Below are 14,815 nucleotides of genomic sequence, written 5' to 3'. Positions count from 1 at the left end.
TCTGTCCGTGGGAGGTGGTTTCACGATGTTTCACGTGAAACATCGTGAAACCACCTCCCTGGACCGAAGGGCATGTTTCACGTGAAACCAATCGATCCGCGGCTCCTTCGGTACGCCGGCGCCACGCGCCGATTCCTGCTGGCGGTCGTCGGCCTCGGTGCCGTCGGTGCGGGCCTGGTCATCGCGCAGGCCATGCTCATCGCCGAGGTGGTGGTCGGCGCGTTCCAGCACGACCTGTCGGTCGCTGAACTCCGTACGCCCCTGTTGTTGTTGGTGGCCGTCGCCGGTGGTCGGGCGGTGGTCTCCTGGCTCACCGAGCTGGCTGCCCACCGGACGAGCGCGGCGGTGAAGTCGGAGCTGCGTGGACGGTTGCTGGAACGGGCCGTCGCGCTCGGTCCCGGTTGGCTGAGCGGGCAGCGGACCGGGTCGCTGGTCGCCCTCGCCACGCGGGGGGTCGACGCGCTCGACGACTACTTCTCGCGCTATCTGCCGCAGCTGGGGCTCGCGGTGGTGGTACCCGTGGCCGTGCTGGCGCGGATCGTCACCGAGGACTGGGTGTCCGCCGCGATCATCGTCGGCACCCTGCCGCTCATTCCGGTCTTCATGATGCTGATCGGCTGGGCCACGCAGTCCCACATGGACCGTCAGTGGCGGCTGCTGTCCCGGCTCTCGGGCCACTTCCTCGATGTCGTGGCGGGGCTGCCGACGCTGAAGGTGTTCGGCCGGGCCAAGGCACAGGCCGAGTCGATCCGGCGGATCACCGGTGAGTACCGGCAGGCGACGATGCGAACCCTGCGGATCGCCTTCATCTCGTCCTTCGCGCTGGAACTGCTGGCCACGCTGTCCGTCGCGCTGGTCGCGGTGACCATCGGTATGCGGCTCGTGCACGGCGAGATGGACCTGTACATCGGGCTCGTCGTTCTCGTCCTCGCGCCCGAGGCGTATCTGCCGCTCAGGCAGGTGGGCGCCCGGTTCCACGCGGCGGCGGAGGGGCTGGCCGCGGCCGAGGAGATCTTCGCCGTACTGGAGACGCCGGTGCCGGAATCCGGGACCGGGGCGGTTCCGGAGGGCGGCGTGGCCTTCGAGGGCGTGACCGTGCGGTATCCCGGGCGCTCGGTGGACGCGGTGACGGACGCCTCCTTCTCTGTCGAGGCCGGCGAGACGGTCGCGCTCGTCGGGCCGAGCGGCGCGGGCAAGTCGACGCTGCTGCACGCCCTGCTCGGGTTCGTACGGCCGACGGAGGGGCGGGTGTGCGTCGGGGGAGCCGACCTCGCCGGCCTCGACCTGGAGCAGTGGCGTTCCCGGGTGGCCTGGGTGCCGCAGCGGCCCCACCTGTTCGCCGGGTCGATCGCCGAGAACGTACGGCTGGCCCGCCCCGACGCCGACGACACCGCCGTACGCAGGGCACTGGCCGATGCCGGTGCGCTGGAGTTCGTGGACGCGCTGCCCGAGGGTGTCCACGCGGCGCTCGGTGAGGACGGGGCCGGGCTCTCCGCGGGGCAGCGGCAACGGCTTGCGCTGGCGCGGGCGTTCCTCGCGGACCGGCCTGTGCTGCTGCTCGACGAGCCGACGGCCGCGCTGGACGGGGAGACCGAGGCCGAGGTCGTGGCCGCCGTACGGCGCCTGGCCGTCGGACGGACGGTACTGCTGGTCGTGCACCGGCCGGCGCTGCTGGCGGTGGCGGACCGGGTGGTGCGGCTGGCGGAGACCGTCCGCCCCGCTCATCTGCCGGGCGCCGAGCAGATCGGCGGTTCCTTCGGCGCCGACGGGCTTGTCGCGGGCGGTCCGCAGAGCGCGCAACTCCCTGTGCTCGACGAGGAAGAGCTCGTGCCCGGGGCTCCCGCGGAGCGACTCCGTGTGCTCGCGCGGGTGCGGGCCATGTCCGGGGCCCGGCGCGGGCGGCTCGGACTCGCGCTGCTGCTCGGCAGTCTCGCGCTCGGCAGTGCCGTCGGGCTCATGGCGACCTCCGGGTGGCTCATCTCGCGCGCCTCGCAGCAGCCGCCCGTGCTGTATCTGATGGTCGCCGTGACGGCCACGCGGGCCTTCGGGATCGGGCGGGCCGTCTTCCGGTACGCGGAGCGGCTGGTGTCGCACGACGCCGTGCTGCGGATGCTCGCGGACACCCGGGTCGCTGTCTACCGGCGCCTGGAGCGGCTGGCGCCCGCCGGACTGCGGACGACGCGGCGCGGCGACCTGCTGTCGCGGCTCGTCGCCGATGTGGACGCCCTCCAGGACTACTGGCTGCGCTGGCTGCTCCCCGCCGGGGCCGCCCTCGTCGTCTCCGCCGCCTCCGTCGGGTTCACGGCGTGGCTGCTGCCGGAGGCCGGGGCTGTCCTCGCCGCCGGACTGCTCGCGGCCGGCGTCGGCGTCCCCCTCGTGACCGGCGCCGTGGCGCGGCGCGCCGAACGCCGGCTCGCCCCGGCCCGCGGAGCACTCGCCACGCACGTGACCGACCTGCTGACAGGCACCGCCGAGGCGACGGTCGCGGGCGCCCTGAACGGACGTACCGAGCAGGTACGGCGGGCCGACTCGGTGCTCACCCGGATCGCCTCCCGCGCAGCCACCGCCACCGCGCTCGGCGACGGACTCACCGCGCTGGTGTCCGGGCTGACCGTGGCGGCCACCGCCCTCGTGGGTGCCCAAGGAGTCGCCGACGGGCGGCTCGGCGGAGTGCTGATGGCCGTTGTCGTCCTCACTCCCCTGGCCGCCTTCGAGGCCGTCCTCGGGCTGCCGCTCGCCGTGCGCTACCGGCAGCGGGTGCGCAGGAGCGCGGAGCGCGTGTACGAGGTCCTGGACGCGCCCGAGCCCGTACGCGAACCCGAACAGCCGCTGCCCGCGCCGCTGTCGCCGTTCCCTGTCGTCGTCAGGGAGCTGGCCGCCCGCCACGCCGGACAGGACCGGGACGCGCTCGCCCGCCTCGACCTCACCCTCGACGAAGGGCACCGGGTCGCCGTCGTCGGCCCGTCCGGGTCCGGCAAGACGACGCTCGCCCAGGTGCTCCTGCGGTTCCTGGACGCGGACGCCGGCTCCTACACGCTGGGCGGCGTGGACGCGTACGCGCTCGACGGCGACGACGTACGGCGGCTGGTCGGGCTGTGCGCCCAGGATGCCCACCTCTTCGACAGCTCCGTGCGCGAGAACCTGCTGCTGGCGAGGAAGGACGCGACCGAGGACGACCTTCGCGGAGCCCTCGTGAGGGCGCGGCTGCTGGACTGGGCCGAGTCGCTGCCCGACGGGCTCGACACGTTCGTCGGCGAGCACGGGGCGCGGCTGTCCGGCGGACAGCGGCAACGGCTGGCGCTCGCCCGGGCGCTGCTCGCGGACTTCCCGGTGCTCGTGCTCGACGAGCCCGCCGAACACCTCGACCTGCCGACCGCCGACGCGCTCACCGCCGATCTGCTGGCCGCGACCGAGGGCCGTACGACCCTGCTCATCACCCACCGGCTTGCCGGTCTCGACGCCGTGGACGAGGTGATCGTCCTGGACGAGGGGCGGGTCGCGCAGCGGGGGACGTACACGGAGCTGGTCGCCGTCGAGGGGCCGCTGCGGCGGATGGCGGAGCGGGAGGCGGAGTCCGAGCAGTTGGCGTTGGTGGCGGCGGTGCGCTAGTCCCCTGTTCGCCTGTCCCCTGCATCTCTGGCTGCCAGAGGAGTCGTCGCCGCTCGACTTTCGCGGACAAACTGGAGTAATTAGGCTCGTGGGATGTCCGACCTGCCTCCTCGTCCCGAGCCGTGCGTGCCGCAGTTGCTGGAGGCGATGCGGGCTGTCGGGAGCGGGCTCGGGCCGCACGCCACGCTGGAGCGGATCTGCGCGACGGCGACCGCCCTGGTGGACGCCGGGCGCGTGGCCATCGGGGTCCTCGCCGAGGACGGCAGCGGCTTCACCGACTATGTGCACCACGGTGTCGACGAGGAGACCGTCCGGTGGGTCGAGCCGATCCGGGTGCACGGCGAGGTCTTCGGGAACCTGTACCTGGGCGACAAGCGCGGCGGCGGCCCGTTCACCGAGCACGATCTGACCCTGGTCCGGGTGCTGGCCACCGAGGCGGGCATCGCCATCGGCAACGCCCGCCTCTACGAGGCCGCCAGACAGCGCGAGCGCTGGATCGACGGATCCGTGGCCGTGACCACCGCGCTGCTCTCGGGCGGTGACATCGGCGACTCCCTCCGGACCGTCGCCCGACAGGCCCGCCGGCTCTCCGGGGCCGCGGCCGGGATCGTGCTGCTGCCCACCGCCGAGGGCGGCCTGGAGATCGTCGCCGTGGACGCGGAGCGCCCCTCCGACGCGCTCGGCGTGATCATCCCGCCGGAGAGCGAGATCGTCGCCGAACTCCTCGACGGCGAGCCGGTGTTCGTCGCGGACGCGGCCACCGACCCCCGGCTGGCCTTCCACACCGCACTCGTCCGAGACTGCGGCCCCACCATGCTGCTGCCCCTGCAGAGCGACGGCCGCGTCGTCGGCAGCCTCGCCATGCCCCGCGCGCGGGGCGAGCGCGTGTTCACGGAGACGGAGCGCGCGCTGGCCGTCCAGTTCGCCGCGCAGGCGGCGCTCGCGCTGATGATGGCCGAGGCACAACGCGACCGGGAACGGCTCGCGGTGTACGAGGACCGCGACCGGATCGCCCGTGACCTGCACGATCTCGTCATCCAACGGCTGTTCGCCACCGGGATGATGCTGGAGAGCGCCCAGCGCGGGCCGGTCGCGCCCGAGGTGCGGGACGGTGTCGGCAGGGCCGTCGACGAACTCGACGTCACCATCCAGGAGATCCGCACCGCGATCTTCGCGCTCCAGGACGATCCCGGAGAGGTGCCGTCCGAGCTGTCCACGCGGGTGCGGCGGGAGATCCACATGGCAGCCGTGGCACTCGGCTTCAAGCCCTCGCTCCGGGTGGTCGGTCCGGTCGACACCGCCGTCGGCGAGCCGACCGGCAAGAACCTCGTCGCCGCTCTGCGCGAGGGGTTGTCCAACGCCTTCCGCCACGCCGGGGCGTCCCGGATCGATGTCGTGGTCGACGCGGACGTGACCCTGCCGGACGGTCGGCCGGGCGTCCGGCTCACCGTCGCCGACGACGGTGTCGGCATTCCCGAGGGCGGCCGGCGCAGTGGCCTAAGGAACCTGAAACGGCGTGCAGAGTCGCTGGGTGGCGACAGCAGGCACGGCCCCGGCAGCGGCCCGGACGGCGGCGGTACGACGGTCGTGTGGCAGGCCCCGTACTGAGGCCACCGCGGGGCCTGTTGCGGGGCCCGCTGCTGGGCCGTTCGTGGCAAGGGGTCCCCCAGGCGTACGACTTGAACAGGCACCCGGCCCGGTTTGCGGTGCACGATCGCTGACATGGGCTCACGTCGCCGTCATCCGCTGCTCGTTCCGGCACTGCTGTGCGCGCTCGCGGTCCTGGTCGCCCGGCCCACGGCCGCCTCGGGCGAGGACGCGGACCCCGGACCGGGCTCCGCCACGGACTCGGGCCTCAGCACCGAGGTGACCCGGCTGTACGCGGATGCCGCCGTGGTGACGCAGCAGTACGAGGCCGGACGCCTCGAGTCCGAGGCGGAGGGGGCCAGGGCCCGGCGGTACGAGGAACTCCTCGTCCGCGAACGGCGGGACATCGCCGTCCTGCACGAGGACCTGGGCCGGATCGCACGCGGCCAGTACCGCAGCGGAGGCGGCCTGCCGCTCACCGCGCAGATGCTGCTCGCGGACAGCCCCGAGGAGCTGATGCGCGGTCAGCGGGCCGTGTGGCAGGCCGATCTCGCCGTCAACAACGCCATCGACAAGAGCCGGCGCGCGGAGGCCCGGCTCGCCGCCGACGAGGCGAAGGCGGCGGCGCAGTGGCAGAGGCTGGAGCGGCGCAACGGCGAACTCGCCGAGCTGAAGCGGTCGATCGAGGCGAAGCTGGAAGAGGCCCGCTGGACACTCCAGGGCCGGGCGGACGCCTCGGTCGCGGCGGGCTCGTGCCGGGGCGCCGTCCGGCTCGACCAGCCGGATCCCGGGACGATGCCGGAGTACGTCACGCCCGTGGAGACGTACGAGCTCTCCGCGAGTTTCGGCAGCGGCGGCGACCGGTGGGCGAACGGGCACACCGGGCAGGACTTCGCGGTACCGATCGGCACTCCGGTGCGGGCGGTCGGTGCGGGCACCGTGGCGTCGGTGTCGTGCGGGGGCGCCTTCGGCATCGAGATCGTGATCGAGCACCCCGGGGGCTACTACACGCAGTACGCGCACCTCGCCGCCGTCACCGTCGACCAGGGGCAGCGGGTGACCCCGGGCCAGTGGATCGGCCAGACCGGCACGACCGGCAACTCGACCGGCCCGCACCTGCACTTCGAGGTACGCGTCACACCGGAACTGGGCTCCGGGGTGGACCCGGCGGCGTGGCTGACGGCGCGCGGGGTGCAGTTGTAGGACGCGGTCCCCGGACGGCGGCTTCCTCAGAGGCGTTCCGCGAGCAGCCGCTCGATCACGACGGCCACCCCGTCCTCGTTGTTGGGCGCCGTGTGTCCCGAGGCCGCCGCCACGACGTCGGGATGCGCGTTGCCCATCGCGTACGACCGGCCCGCCCAGGTGAGCATCTCGACGTCGTTCGGCATGTCCCCGAAGGCGACGACCTCCTCGGACGAGATGCCCCGCTCGGCGCAGCACAGGGCCAGGGTGCTCGCCTTGGAGACGTCGGGGCCGCTGATCTCCAGCAGGGCGCTGGGGCTGGAGCGGGTCACGGTGGCACGGTCGCCGATCGCGAGCCGGGCGGTGGTGAGGAACGCGTCGGGATCCATCGTGTGGTGGAAGGCGAGGATCTTGAGCACGGGCTCACCGTCGCTCGGCCCGCCCGGGGCCAGCAGCTTCTCGGCGGGCGCCAGATTGTCCGGCACCTCCATGTGCAGCTTCGGATACTGCGGCTCCTGGTGGAAGCCGTACGTCTGCTCCACGGCGTACACGGTCCCCGGCGCGGCCTCGCGCAGCAGCCGTACGGCGTCCAGCGCGTTGTCCCTGGCCAGCTCCCGCACCTTCACGAAGCGGTGGGTGCCGGGGCCGCCGTGCAGGTCGACCACGGCGGCGCCGTTGCCGCAGATCGCCAGGCCGTGACCGTGGACGTGTTCGCTGACGACGTCCATCCAGCGGGCCGGGCGGCCCGTGACGAAGAAGACCTCGACACCCGCGGCCTCGGCGGCGGCAAGGGCGGCGACCGTGCGCGGGGACACCGACTTGTCGTCGCGCAGCAGCGTGCCGTCGAGGTCGGTGGCGATCAGGCGGATCGGGAGGGCGGCGGCGGGGGTCTCGGGCTCTCTGGTCGCTGAGGTCACCCGCCCATTCTCGCGTATGTGTGTGCACGCCCGTGCGGCGGTCCGCCCAGGTGAGTGGCGGCCCCGACCGGTGCCGGGTCAGAGCAGCTGCGCCGGCGCCTCCTGGGCGATGCGCTCGAAGACGCTCTCGTCTGCCGCGAAGTCGGAGTCGGGGATGGGCCAGTGGATCACGATCTCGGTGAAGCCCAGCTCCTGGTGCCGGCCCGCGAAGTCGACGAACGCGTCCACGGACTCCAGCGGACGACCCCGGTCCGGGGTGAACCCGGTGAGCAGGATCCTGTCGAGCCCGCTCACGTCCCGGCCGATCGCGGCGCAGGCGTCGGCCAGTTTCTCGGTCTGCCCGCGCAGGGCCCGCACCGACTGCTCGGGCGTTCCGCTCTCGAACAGCCGGGGGTCACCGGTCGTCACCCACGCCTGTCCGTGCCGTGCCGCGAGCTTCAGCCCGCGCGGCCCGGTGGCGGCCACCGCGAAGGGCAGGCGGGGGCGCTGCACACAGCCCGGGATGTTGCGCACCTCGTGGGCCGAGTAGTGGTCGCCCTGGTACGAGACACCGTCCTTGCCGTCCTCGGTCAGCAGCTTGTCGAGAAGCGAGACGAACTCACCGAACCGGTCTGCCCGCTCCCGGGGTGTCCACGGGTCCTGGCCCAGCGCGGTGGCGTCGAAGCCGGTGCCGCCCGCGCCGATACCGAGGGTGATCCGGCCGTTCGACACGTCGTCGAGCGAGATCAGCTCCTTGGCCAGCGTCACCGGGTGCCGGAAGTTCGGCGAGGTCACGAGAGTACCCAATCGCATACCCTGCGTAGCCGTCGCCGCTGCGGTCAACGTGGGTACCGCCCCGAACCACGGCCCGTCCCGGAAGGTGCGCCAGGAGAGGTGGTCGTAGGTGTACGCGGCGTGGAAGCCCAGCTCCTCGGCTCTCTGCCACAGTTTCTGTCCGTCGTTCCATCGATGGATCGGCAGGATCACAGTGCTCAGACGCATGCTCTCGACGATAAACGAGACCGGCGGGGTGCCCCACCGGGTGTGGTGACGTCGTCAGGTGACGCGGATCAACTCGCCGCCCTCGGCGGGACAGTTGCCGTGCCGACATTTCTCGAAGCTAGCTTCGAGGTGTAGTGTCTTCAGTGTCATCAAGGATCGGGCGGGGCCCGGACTCGGTGTGCAGTGCCGTATGTGAACCGCCGCACCACCCTGCCGGGCGTCCAAACCATGCAGGGTGGCGCGGCTCAACCATCCCCGCACAGTGTGCAGAGACAGAAAGGACATCCTCGTGAGGAATGCCGTTACCCATCATGCATGGTCCCTCCCGCCGAGGGCCATCAAGGCCGTGGTGCCGCTCGTAGTGATCATCGTCGTGGTCGTGGTCGGCGCCTTCGCCGTGGGGCAAGGTCCGGCGGCGCTGACCATGGTCGTCATGGCTCTGCTGGCCGCCGTCGCGGAGGAACTGGTGCGCGCTGCCATGCGGTACTGGATGCGCGTCGCCTGACCGCGGGCGGTGGGGTGCGGGTGCGGGTGCGCACCCGCACCCGCACCCCACCGCCCACGCGCGTGACCATGGTGGATCGACAGTGCCGGGAAGAGGACGGAGGGGCCGTGAAAGGAGACGATGTATCCATGGTCTGGGACCACGAGATCCCGCTCGGGAGCCTGTGTGAAGTGAAGGCCGGTCCGTCCGGGTCCTTGCTGGACAACCTGCACGACGGCCCCGACGGAGTGCCGGTGATCTCACCGCCGGATCTCACCGACGACCACACAGTTGACACCCGGCGGCTACGGCGGGTGCCGTGGGACGAGACGAAACGCCTCTCCCGGTTCTCGCTGCGGGAGGGCGACATCCTCGTCGTGCGGCAGGGGACGCTCGGCCGACTGGCGCTGATCGAGGCAGAACACGCCACATGGTTCTACGGTTCGTCCTGTCTGCGCATCAGGCCCCAGCGGGACCGTGTCCTGCCCGAGTATCTCGTGTCGTACCTGTCGTATCCGCCCGTGCAACGGTTCATGCTGGGCCAGTCCATCCCGGGTACGGTGCCCTCGCTCAACTCGGTGATGCTGAACGAGTTGCCGGTCACCGTGCCGCCCCTGGACCGGCAGCACGCTGTCGTCGAAGCCCTGGCGGACGTCGACAACCGGATCAGGATCCAGCGGCAGATGGCCGATCGCCTGGAGGCACTGCGGCCGGCCATCTTCGGAGAGCTGATCCAGGGAGTGAGGAGCACATGAGCCTGATCACCGTCAGTCAACTGGGACAGGCCTTCTTTGCCGCTGCCGACATCCTGCGCGGCAGGATGGACGCGTCGCAGTACCGTGACGTCATCTCCGCGATGCTGGTTCTCAAGCGGGTCTCGGACCAGCCCGGCATCCTTCGGGTGCCTGACCGTGCGCGCTGGTCCCAGATCGTCGACTACGAGGGCAAGGCGCCGGGGCGTGTGCTCAACGAGGCGCTGTGGGAACTTGAGCAGAGCAACCCCGAAGTGCTGAAGGGCGTGTTCGAGGCCGTCGACTTCGACGTGAGGCTGAGCCCCGCCGAGTTGAAGGCACTGGTCGGTCACTTCGACCGTATTCCGTTGAACGACGGCGACCTGGAGTTCGGCGACACGGTCGGCCGTGCCTACGACCACCTCCTGGGCGCGTTCGCCGACAGCGAGGGGAAACGCGGCGGGGAATTCTTCACGCCCCGTTCCGTGGTCCGGCTGATGGTGCGCCTGGTCGGCCCGCGGAAGGGACAGTCGGTCTACGATCCGTTCGCCGGTTCTGGAGGCATGCTCGTCCAGGCCGGACGGTACGTCGAGGAGCATGGTGGGGAGGGCGCGGACCTCGCTCTCTTCGGGCAGGAGATGAACGCCGCGACGTGCTCCACGGCCCGGTTGAACCTTCTGCTGCACGGCCTCACGGACAGTTCCGTGCTCTGCGGGGACACACTGACCGATCCGCTCCACTCACTGGGAAACGGCCACCTCAGGCGCTTCGACCGTGTGCTGACCAATCCTCCCTTCTCGATGAACTACTCAGAGAAGGAGATGAGGCATCCGGAGCGGATGAAGTACGGCTGGACACCCGAGCGGGGCGGGAAGGCCGATCTGATGAACGTTCAGCATGTGCTGGCCACACTCCGTCCGGAGGGGGTCGGAGCGGTCGTCACCCCGCACGGTGTGCTGTTCCGGGGCGGGGCGGAGGCGGAGATCCGCCAGGGAATCGTCGAGGACGGCCGACTCGAAGCGGTGATCGGTATCGGACCGAACGTCTTCCACGGCACGGCCATCCCCGCCTGCATCCTGGTGCTGCGCGGCACGGACGGGACACCGGCGGATCAGCGCGGCCAGGTGCTGTTCGTCAACGCCGAGCGCGAAGTGGTCACGGGGCGGTCGCAGAACCGCCTGGAGCCGCAGAACGTGGAGAAGATCGTGGGCGCGTTCCGCGAGTGGTCGGACATCCCCGGCTTCTCGCGTGTCGTGTCCCTGGATGAGATCGCGGACAACGGCTTCAACCTCAACATCCGGCGCTACGTCGATGCGGGTCCGCCCGCCGAGCCGTCGCTGGACGTCCGTGCCGCGCTGTTCGGCGGGGTGCCGAGAAGCGAGGTCGACGCGGAAACGAGGAGGTTCCAGGTCTTCGGAATCGGCGTCGCAGACCTGTTCACGACGAAGGGCTCCGGCTACCTCGACTTTCTGGGCAGCGGTTGCGAGGCGACCGCGGCGCGTATCCCGGAACTGGCCGCTGCCCGAGAGAGGGACTTCGTCGACCACTGCCGTTCCTGGTGGCGGGCAACGGAATCACGCGTTGTCGAACTCGCTGGCACCAGCAGGCTGTTGATGTTGCGTTCCCGGCTCCTGGCCTCTTTCCGTGAGGAGCTCCTGCCGGCCGGGATCCTGGACCGGTACCAGTTGACCGGTGCCTTCGCGGCATGGTGGGACGTTCGGCAGGACGACCTCAGGAGCCTGGACCTCCGAGGCTTTCCCGGGGTGATCGACCGGTGGGCGGTGGCCGACGGCCGACCTCCGTATCTCCCTGGGAACCTGGCGCGCGAACGAGTACTTGATGTCCTTGGCAACGACCTTTGCTCTCGCGTGGAGAGGCTTGCTGCCGCCGAGCGCCAGGGACTGGTCGACGTCTACCGCTCATGGGGTGACCGGTACGGGACTTCTTACACGGACCTGGAGAGGCAGAGCGAGGCTGCTGCGGAACGACTCAGAACCCGCCTGAAGGAACTCGGTTACACCTGACCGGTCCGCCTCGGGCCTGACGCCGCTGGCCAGGCGCGGAACCCGCTGTCCCCGTCACCTCCTGGTCGGCCGCCAGACCGAGGTGAGCGCGGCGACCGGGTCGGTGCCGGCCGGTGTCATGGGCCACTGTTCCCCGTCGTCGTCCCGGGAGCAGGGGTACCAGCGGGCGCCGGGGCCCCGGCGCAACTCGATGCCGTGGTCCCGGCGCGCTCGGTTCCCCCTGGATGTTCGGTGCCAGGACTCCGTACGGCCGAGCGCTGCGGCGTCATCAGGCGGTCGAGTCCGGGTCGTAGCCGCGGAGGATGCCCACGAACCGGTCGAGTAGGGCTGTGGCCTCGTCGTCCGGATACCCGCTGTTGAAGTGCATGACGCCGTTGCGGACGTCTTTCACACGGCGGAGCAGGCCGACGAAGTGGCCACGGTCCACCCCGGGCCAGTTGAGCTTCTTCCAGCGTTCCTCGTCGTCGAGCAGCCGGACGTACTCGCCGAACATCAACTGATCGACCTGTCTGCGACGTCGGTCCCTGTGTACTTGTCGCACGTCGTCCTCGCCGTACACCCGGCCGAGGCAGCGGCGGAGGCGCCGCTCGATCTCACCGAGTACGAAGAACGGGCGTGCGATGGCCACGAACTGGTCGGCGAGGTCCGCTGTGGTGACGATGCCGGTCACTGATCCTGCGGCACTGCGCACCAGGACGAAGCCATATGCCTGGATCATGGGAACTACCGGCAGGAGGTAGGCGGTCGACTCGACTGCGTGGTACTCGCTGGTGAGGGCGTTCCGGACGGTGGCCTCCCGGCCGGTGGCGTGCATATGGGCGATGGAAGCCCAGGTGACGACTCCTTGCAGGGTGCCCAGGCCGTCGAGGACGGGCAACTGGGAGAAGCCGCGTTCGGCCATGATGCTCATGGCCTTGGGCAGCGTGTCGTCGGGCATGACGGAGACGGCTCCACCGACGGCTGAGGCGAACACGCTGATCCGCAGCGCGGTCTGTGGCAGCAGGCCGACGGGATCCTCCCCGGGCTCCTCGTCCGGGGACCCGTCGGAATCCGGTGTGTCGCCCGTGTCCACTGGTTGAAGAGGGTCCCGGCCGATGTGGCTCAGGTCCTCGACGTCAACAGCCTGATGGGTGTCCGGGGCGGCGCCACCGGGCGGGTGCCCCTGTACGGAACCGGCATCGCTGTCGGCCAGACGCACCACACGGATCTCGCCGTCGATGGGGCCGACGGCGAGATCCGGCACTGTGGTCAGCCCGGCGTTGCTCAGGTCGAGCGAGACGCGTGACACCGCCGCATGGTTGCGGAACTGGATGTTCCAGTGCGCGAGCAGCTGACGTCGGCTCAGCGTGGCACCGGCCAGGCCCGCCACGTCGAGTTCACCCGAAGCTGACATCGACTTCCTCTCAGACCGTCGTTTTGCCCATGGCCCGTTCCACGAGACTCAGCAAGCGCGCGGCCCGGTCCCGGTAGAACGCGTCGAAGTCGTCGTCGTGGAGGGTTTTCGGGCTGATGTGGTGGGTTCCGACCATGTCGTCAAGCCAGTCGCCGCTGATTCCAGCCGCCTTCTCCAATGCGACGAGGTAAATGGAAGGTGGGTTGCCGCCGATGGTCTGGTACGCCTGGAACGACAGGGCGGTCTTGTTGACGATGCTGGTCATCCGCGCGCTGTCAGCCTCATTGCGGTCGAACCACGCCTTGGGGAAAACCTGCCGGATGTCGACGGACCAGCCCGTCAGGTTCTGCTCGCTGATGGCCTCGTCCGGGAAGCGCCAGTCCACCGCGCCTTCCTTCATCAGCAGTGCGTAGATGCCTTTGTAGGCGGCGCTGTTGCGTGAGGTCAGCCGGTGCAGGCGCTGCTCCTGGAAGGAAGCCTCGGCGATGGTGTCCGGCTCGGGGCCGCCATCGGTCAGCCAGGCGATGACCTGTTCCACGTCACGGACGAAGCGGGTGTCCGTAACCCCTCCGTACAGCTCGCCGAGCACGCCGCACCAGTACCAGCGGGCCAGTCCCTCCCTGATCGCCGGCTCCTCGCACGTTTTCCGGCCGAGGAGTGCGGCGATGGCCGCCAGTGGGACCAACTGCGAGCCGTACGGCAGGTCCCTCTCCTTGAAGACGTGCTGCGCGGCGAGGAACTTGCCGACCCAGGCGAAGGCACTGGTGACTTCGGGGGCGAGTGCGCTGTAGTCGGCCAGAGGCAGGTGCAGCAGATCACGGCGCTTACAGCTGACCGCAGGTGGACTGGCCGTTCCCGGGTTGTCCACCAGGAACCGCTGTTTGCGCTGCCAGGTCTGCACGAGAGCGATCGTCTGGAGAAAGTCCAGACTGGTCAGTCCGGTCTCATGCCGACTGTCTGCGTCGATGGAACCGAGAACCGGATACGCGGTGCTGAGCATCTGCTTGGTCGTCCTCCAGTCCTCACTGAGACTGAAGTCCCGGCCGTGTTCACGGCTGTACCGGTCGTCTCCGGCGTAGGTCGCGGTGAGCAGTTCGAACACGTTGAGGACCACACCACCGGTGTTGACTCGCTCGAAAACCGAGCAGACAGCGTCCTTCTGCGTTTCCTTGGGCAAGCGGATCAGCGGCACCTTGAAGCCCTTGACCGTGTCGATGACCTTCGCCTGGAACGCGGACCAGGTGTCCCAGCGGTCATCGGACGCGCTGACGTAGGCGCGCTGCCACCTGCCGGTGGCGTCCGCGTCGAATATCAGGTTCAGCGGGAAGAAGCCGGCCGTACATTCGGCTTCTCTGCTGGACAGATCCAGGAACGTCCGTCCGAAGGAGCCTCGTAGGAGGCGATCCGCGGGAATGGACCGGATCGCCTCGTCGCGGTCGGACTCCTCATTCACCGCCAGCGAGATGTCGATGTAGTACCAGCGTTGGACGGGCTTGTTCCGCGCGTCGCTCGTCTCCACCGGCCGGTCCGACCGCAGCGCCTGGAAAAGGGAGGTCAGCCTCTGTTGCCCGTCCAGCAGAAGCTGCTCGGGAACGATGCCCGGCTTTACCACGGTTCCGTACAGTGGCCGTGCCTTGAACTGCGCCTCGCCGCCCGTGTCCAGCGTCATGGCCACGCCCAGCGGGTAGTCGAGTGTCACCGTGGCCAGCAGAGCGCGGATCCGGTCGTCGTCCCACTTCCACTGACGCTGGAAGTCCGGCAACTGGATCTTTCCGACCGCGACGTCGTCCAGCATTCTGCCCAGGCTTGGGCCGTCCAGCGCCACCACGTGTACCCCCTGAGTCGTACCGGTGCCGCCCTGTACCGCTCCGCGAACTCCGGCGCGCGGGTGTACTGCCGACGGGCAT

10 protein-coding genes are annotated in these 14,815 nt (G+C 70.2%); 6 read left to right on the top strand and 4 right to left on the bottom strand.

Annotation, left to right across the window (positions count from 1 at the left end):
- Positions 1–72: 72 nt before the first annotated feature.
- The 3 genes from cydD (at position 73) to OG595_RS20650 (ending at position 6,399) form a co-directional block, all read left to right on the top strand.
- Positions 73–3,609, top strand: a complete 3,537-nt coding sequence (gene cydD / locus OG595_RS20660; RefSeq protein ID WP_329273956.1) for a thiol reductant ABC exporter subunit CydD — start codon at positions 73–75, stop codon at positions 3,607–3,609.
- A 93-nt stretch (positions 3,610–3,702) separates the two neighbouring features.
- Positions 3,703–5,217 (top strand): GAF domain-containing protein, encoded by a 1,515-nt coding sequence (locus OG595_RS20655; RefSeq protein WP_329273954.1) that lies wholly within the window; start codon positions 3,703–3,705, stop codon positions 5,215–5,217.
- A gap of 114 nt (positions 5,218–5,331) precedes the next feature.
- Positions 5,332–6,399 carry a M23 family metallopeptidase gene (locus OG595_RS20650; RefSeq protein WP_329273953.1) on the top strand — a complete coding sequence of 356 codons (1,068 nt, stop codon included), beginning with the start codon at positions 5,332–5,334 and terminating at the stop codon, positions 6,397–6,399.
- A gap of 26 nt (positions 6,400–6,425) precedes the next feature.
- On the opposite strand, the gene OG595_RS20645 is transcribed toward OG595_RS20650, so the two are convergent.
- Positions 6,426–7,295 carry a Cof-type HAD-IIB family hydrolase gene (locus OG595_RS20645; RefSeq protein WP_329273952.1) on the bottom strand — a complete coding sequence of 290 codons (870 nt, stop codon included), beginning with the start codon at positions 7,293–7,295 and terminating at the stop codon, positions 6,426–6,428.
- Between the two features lie 78 nt (positions 7,296–7,373).
- Positions 7,374–8,276 (bottom strand): LLM class flavin-dependent oxidoreductase, encoded by a 903-nt coding sequence (locus tag OG595_RS20640; protein ID WP_329273951.1) that lies wholly within the window; start codon positions 8,274–8,276, stop codon positions 7,374–7,376.
- Positions 8,277–8,565: 289 nt separating this feature from the next.
- Here OG595_RS20640 and OG595_RS20635 point away from each other — a divergent pair, with 289 nt between their 5' ends.
- The 3 genes from OG595_RS20635 (at position 8,566) to OG595_RS20625 (ending at position 11,515) form a co-directional block, all read left to right on the top strand.
- Positions 8,566–8,781 (top strand): hypothetical protein, encoded by a 216-nt coding sequence (locus OG595_RS20635; RefSeq protein WP_329273949.1) that lies wholly within the window; start codon positions 8,566–8,568, stop codon positions 8,779–8,781.
- 128 nt (positions 8,782–8,909) lie between these two features.
- Entirely contained in the window at positions 8,910–9,515 is a 606-nt protein-coding gene (locus tag OG595_RS20630; protein ID WP_329273947.1) for a restriction endonuclease subunit S, read from the top strand.
- Positions 9,512–11,515 (top strand): type I restriction-modification system subunit M, encoded by a 2,004-nt coding sequence (locus OG595_RS20625; protein ID WP_329273946.1) that lies wholly within the window; start codon positions 9,512–9,514, stop codon positions 11,513–11,515. Before OG595_RS20630 ends, OG595_RS20625 begins: the two co-directional genes overlap by 4 nt.
- Positions 11,516–11,783: 268 nt before the next feature.
- On the opposite strand, the gene OG595_RS20620 is transcribed toward OG595_RS20625, so the two are convergent.
- Both OG595_RS20620 and OG595_RS20615 read right to left on the bottom strand, forming a co-directional pair.
- A complete protein-coding gene (locus tag OG595_RS20620) occupies positions 11,784–12,908 on the bottom strand; it encodes a CBS domain-containing protein (RefSeq protein ID WP_329273945.1) in 1,125 nt (374 codons plus the stop codon).
- Positions 12,909–12,918: 10 nt separating this feature from the next.
- Entirely contained in the window at positions 12,919–14,703 is a 1,785-nt protein-coding gene (locus OG595_RS20615; RefSeq protein WP_329273944.1) for a GmrSD restriction endonuclease domain-containing protein, read from the bottom strand.
- Positions 14,704–14,815 lie beyond the last annotated feature (112 nt).

This window comes from Streptomyces sp. NBC_01451, from assembly GCF_036227485.1.
Lineage (GTDB): Bacteria > Actinomycetota > Actinomycetes > Streptomycetales > Streptomycetaceae > Streptomyces.
This window is presented reverse-complemented; position numbering and strand designations above follow the sequence as displayed.

Coding starts and splice junctions, on each gene's coding strand:
- cydD (WP_329273956.1), top strand. CDS start 73: ATGTTTCACGTGAAACCAATCGATCCGCGGCTCCTTCGGTACGCCGGC.
- OG595_RS20655 (WP_329273954.1), top strand. CDS start 3,703: ATGTCCGACCTGCCTCCTCGTCCCGAGCCGTGCGTGCCGCAGTTGCTG.
- OG595_RS20650 (WP_329273953.1), top strand. CDS start 5,332: ATGGGCTCACGTCGCCGTCATCCGCTGCTCGTTCCGGCACTGCTGTGC.
- OG595_RS20640 (WP_329273951.1), bottom strand. CDS start 8,276: ATGCGTCTGAGCACTGTGATCCTGCCGATCCATCGATGGAACGACGGA.
- OG595_RS20630 (WP_329273947.1), top strand. CDS start 8,910: ATGGTCTGGGACCACGAGATCCCGCTCGGGAGCCTGTGTGAAGTGAAG.
- OG595_RS20625 (WP_329273946.1), top strand. CDS start 9,512: ATGAGCCTGATCACCGTCAGTCAACTGGGACAGGCCTTCTTTGCCGCT.
- OG595_RS20620 (WP_329273945.1), bottom strand. CDS start 12,908: ATGTCAGCTTCGGGTGAACTCGACGTGGCGGGCCTGGCCGGTGCCACG.
- OG595_RS20615 (WP_329273944.1), bottom strand. CDS start 14,703: ATGCTGGACGACGTCGCGGTCGGAAAGATCCAGTTGCCGGACTTCCAG.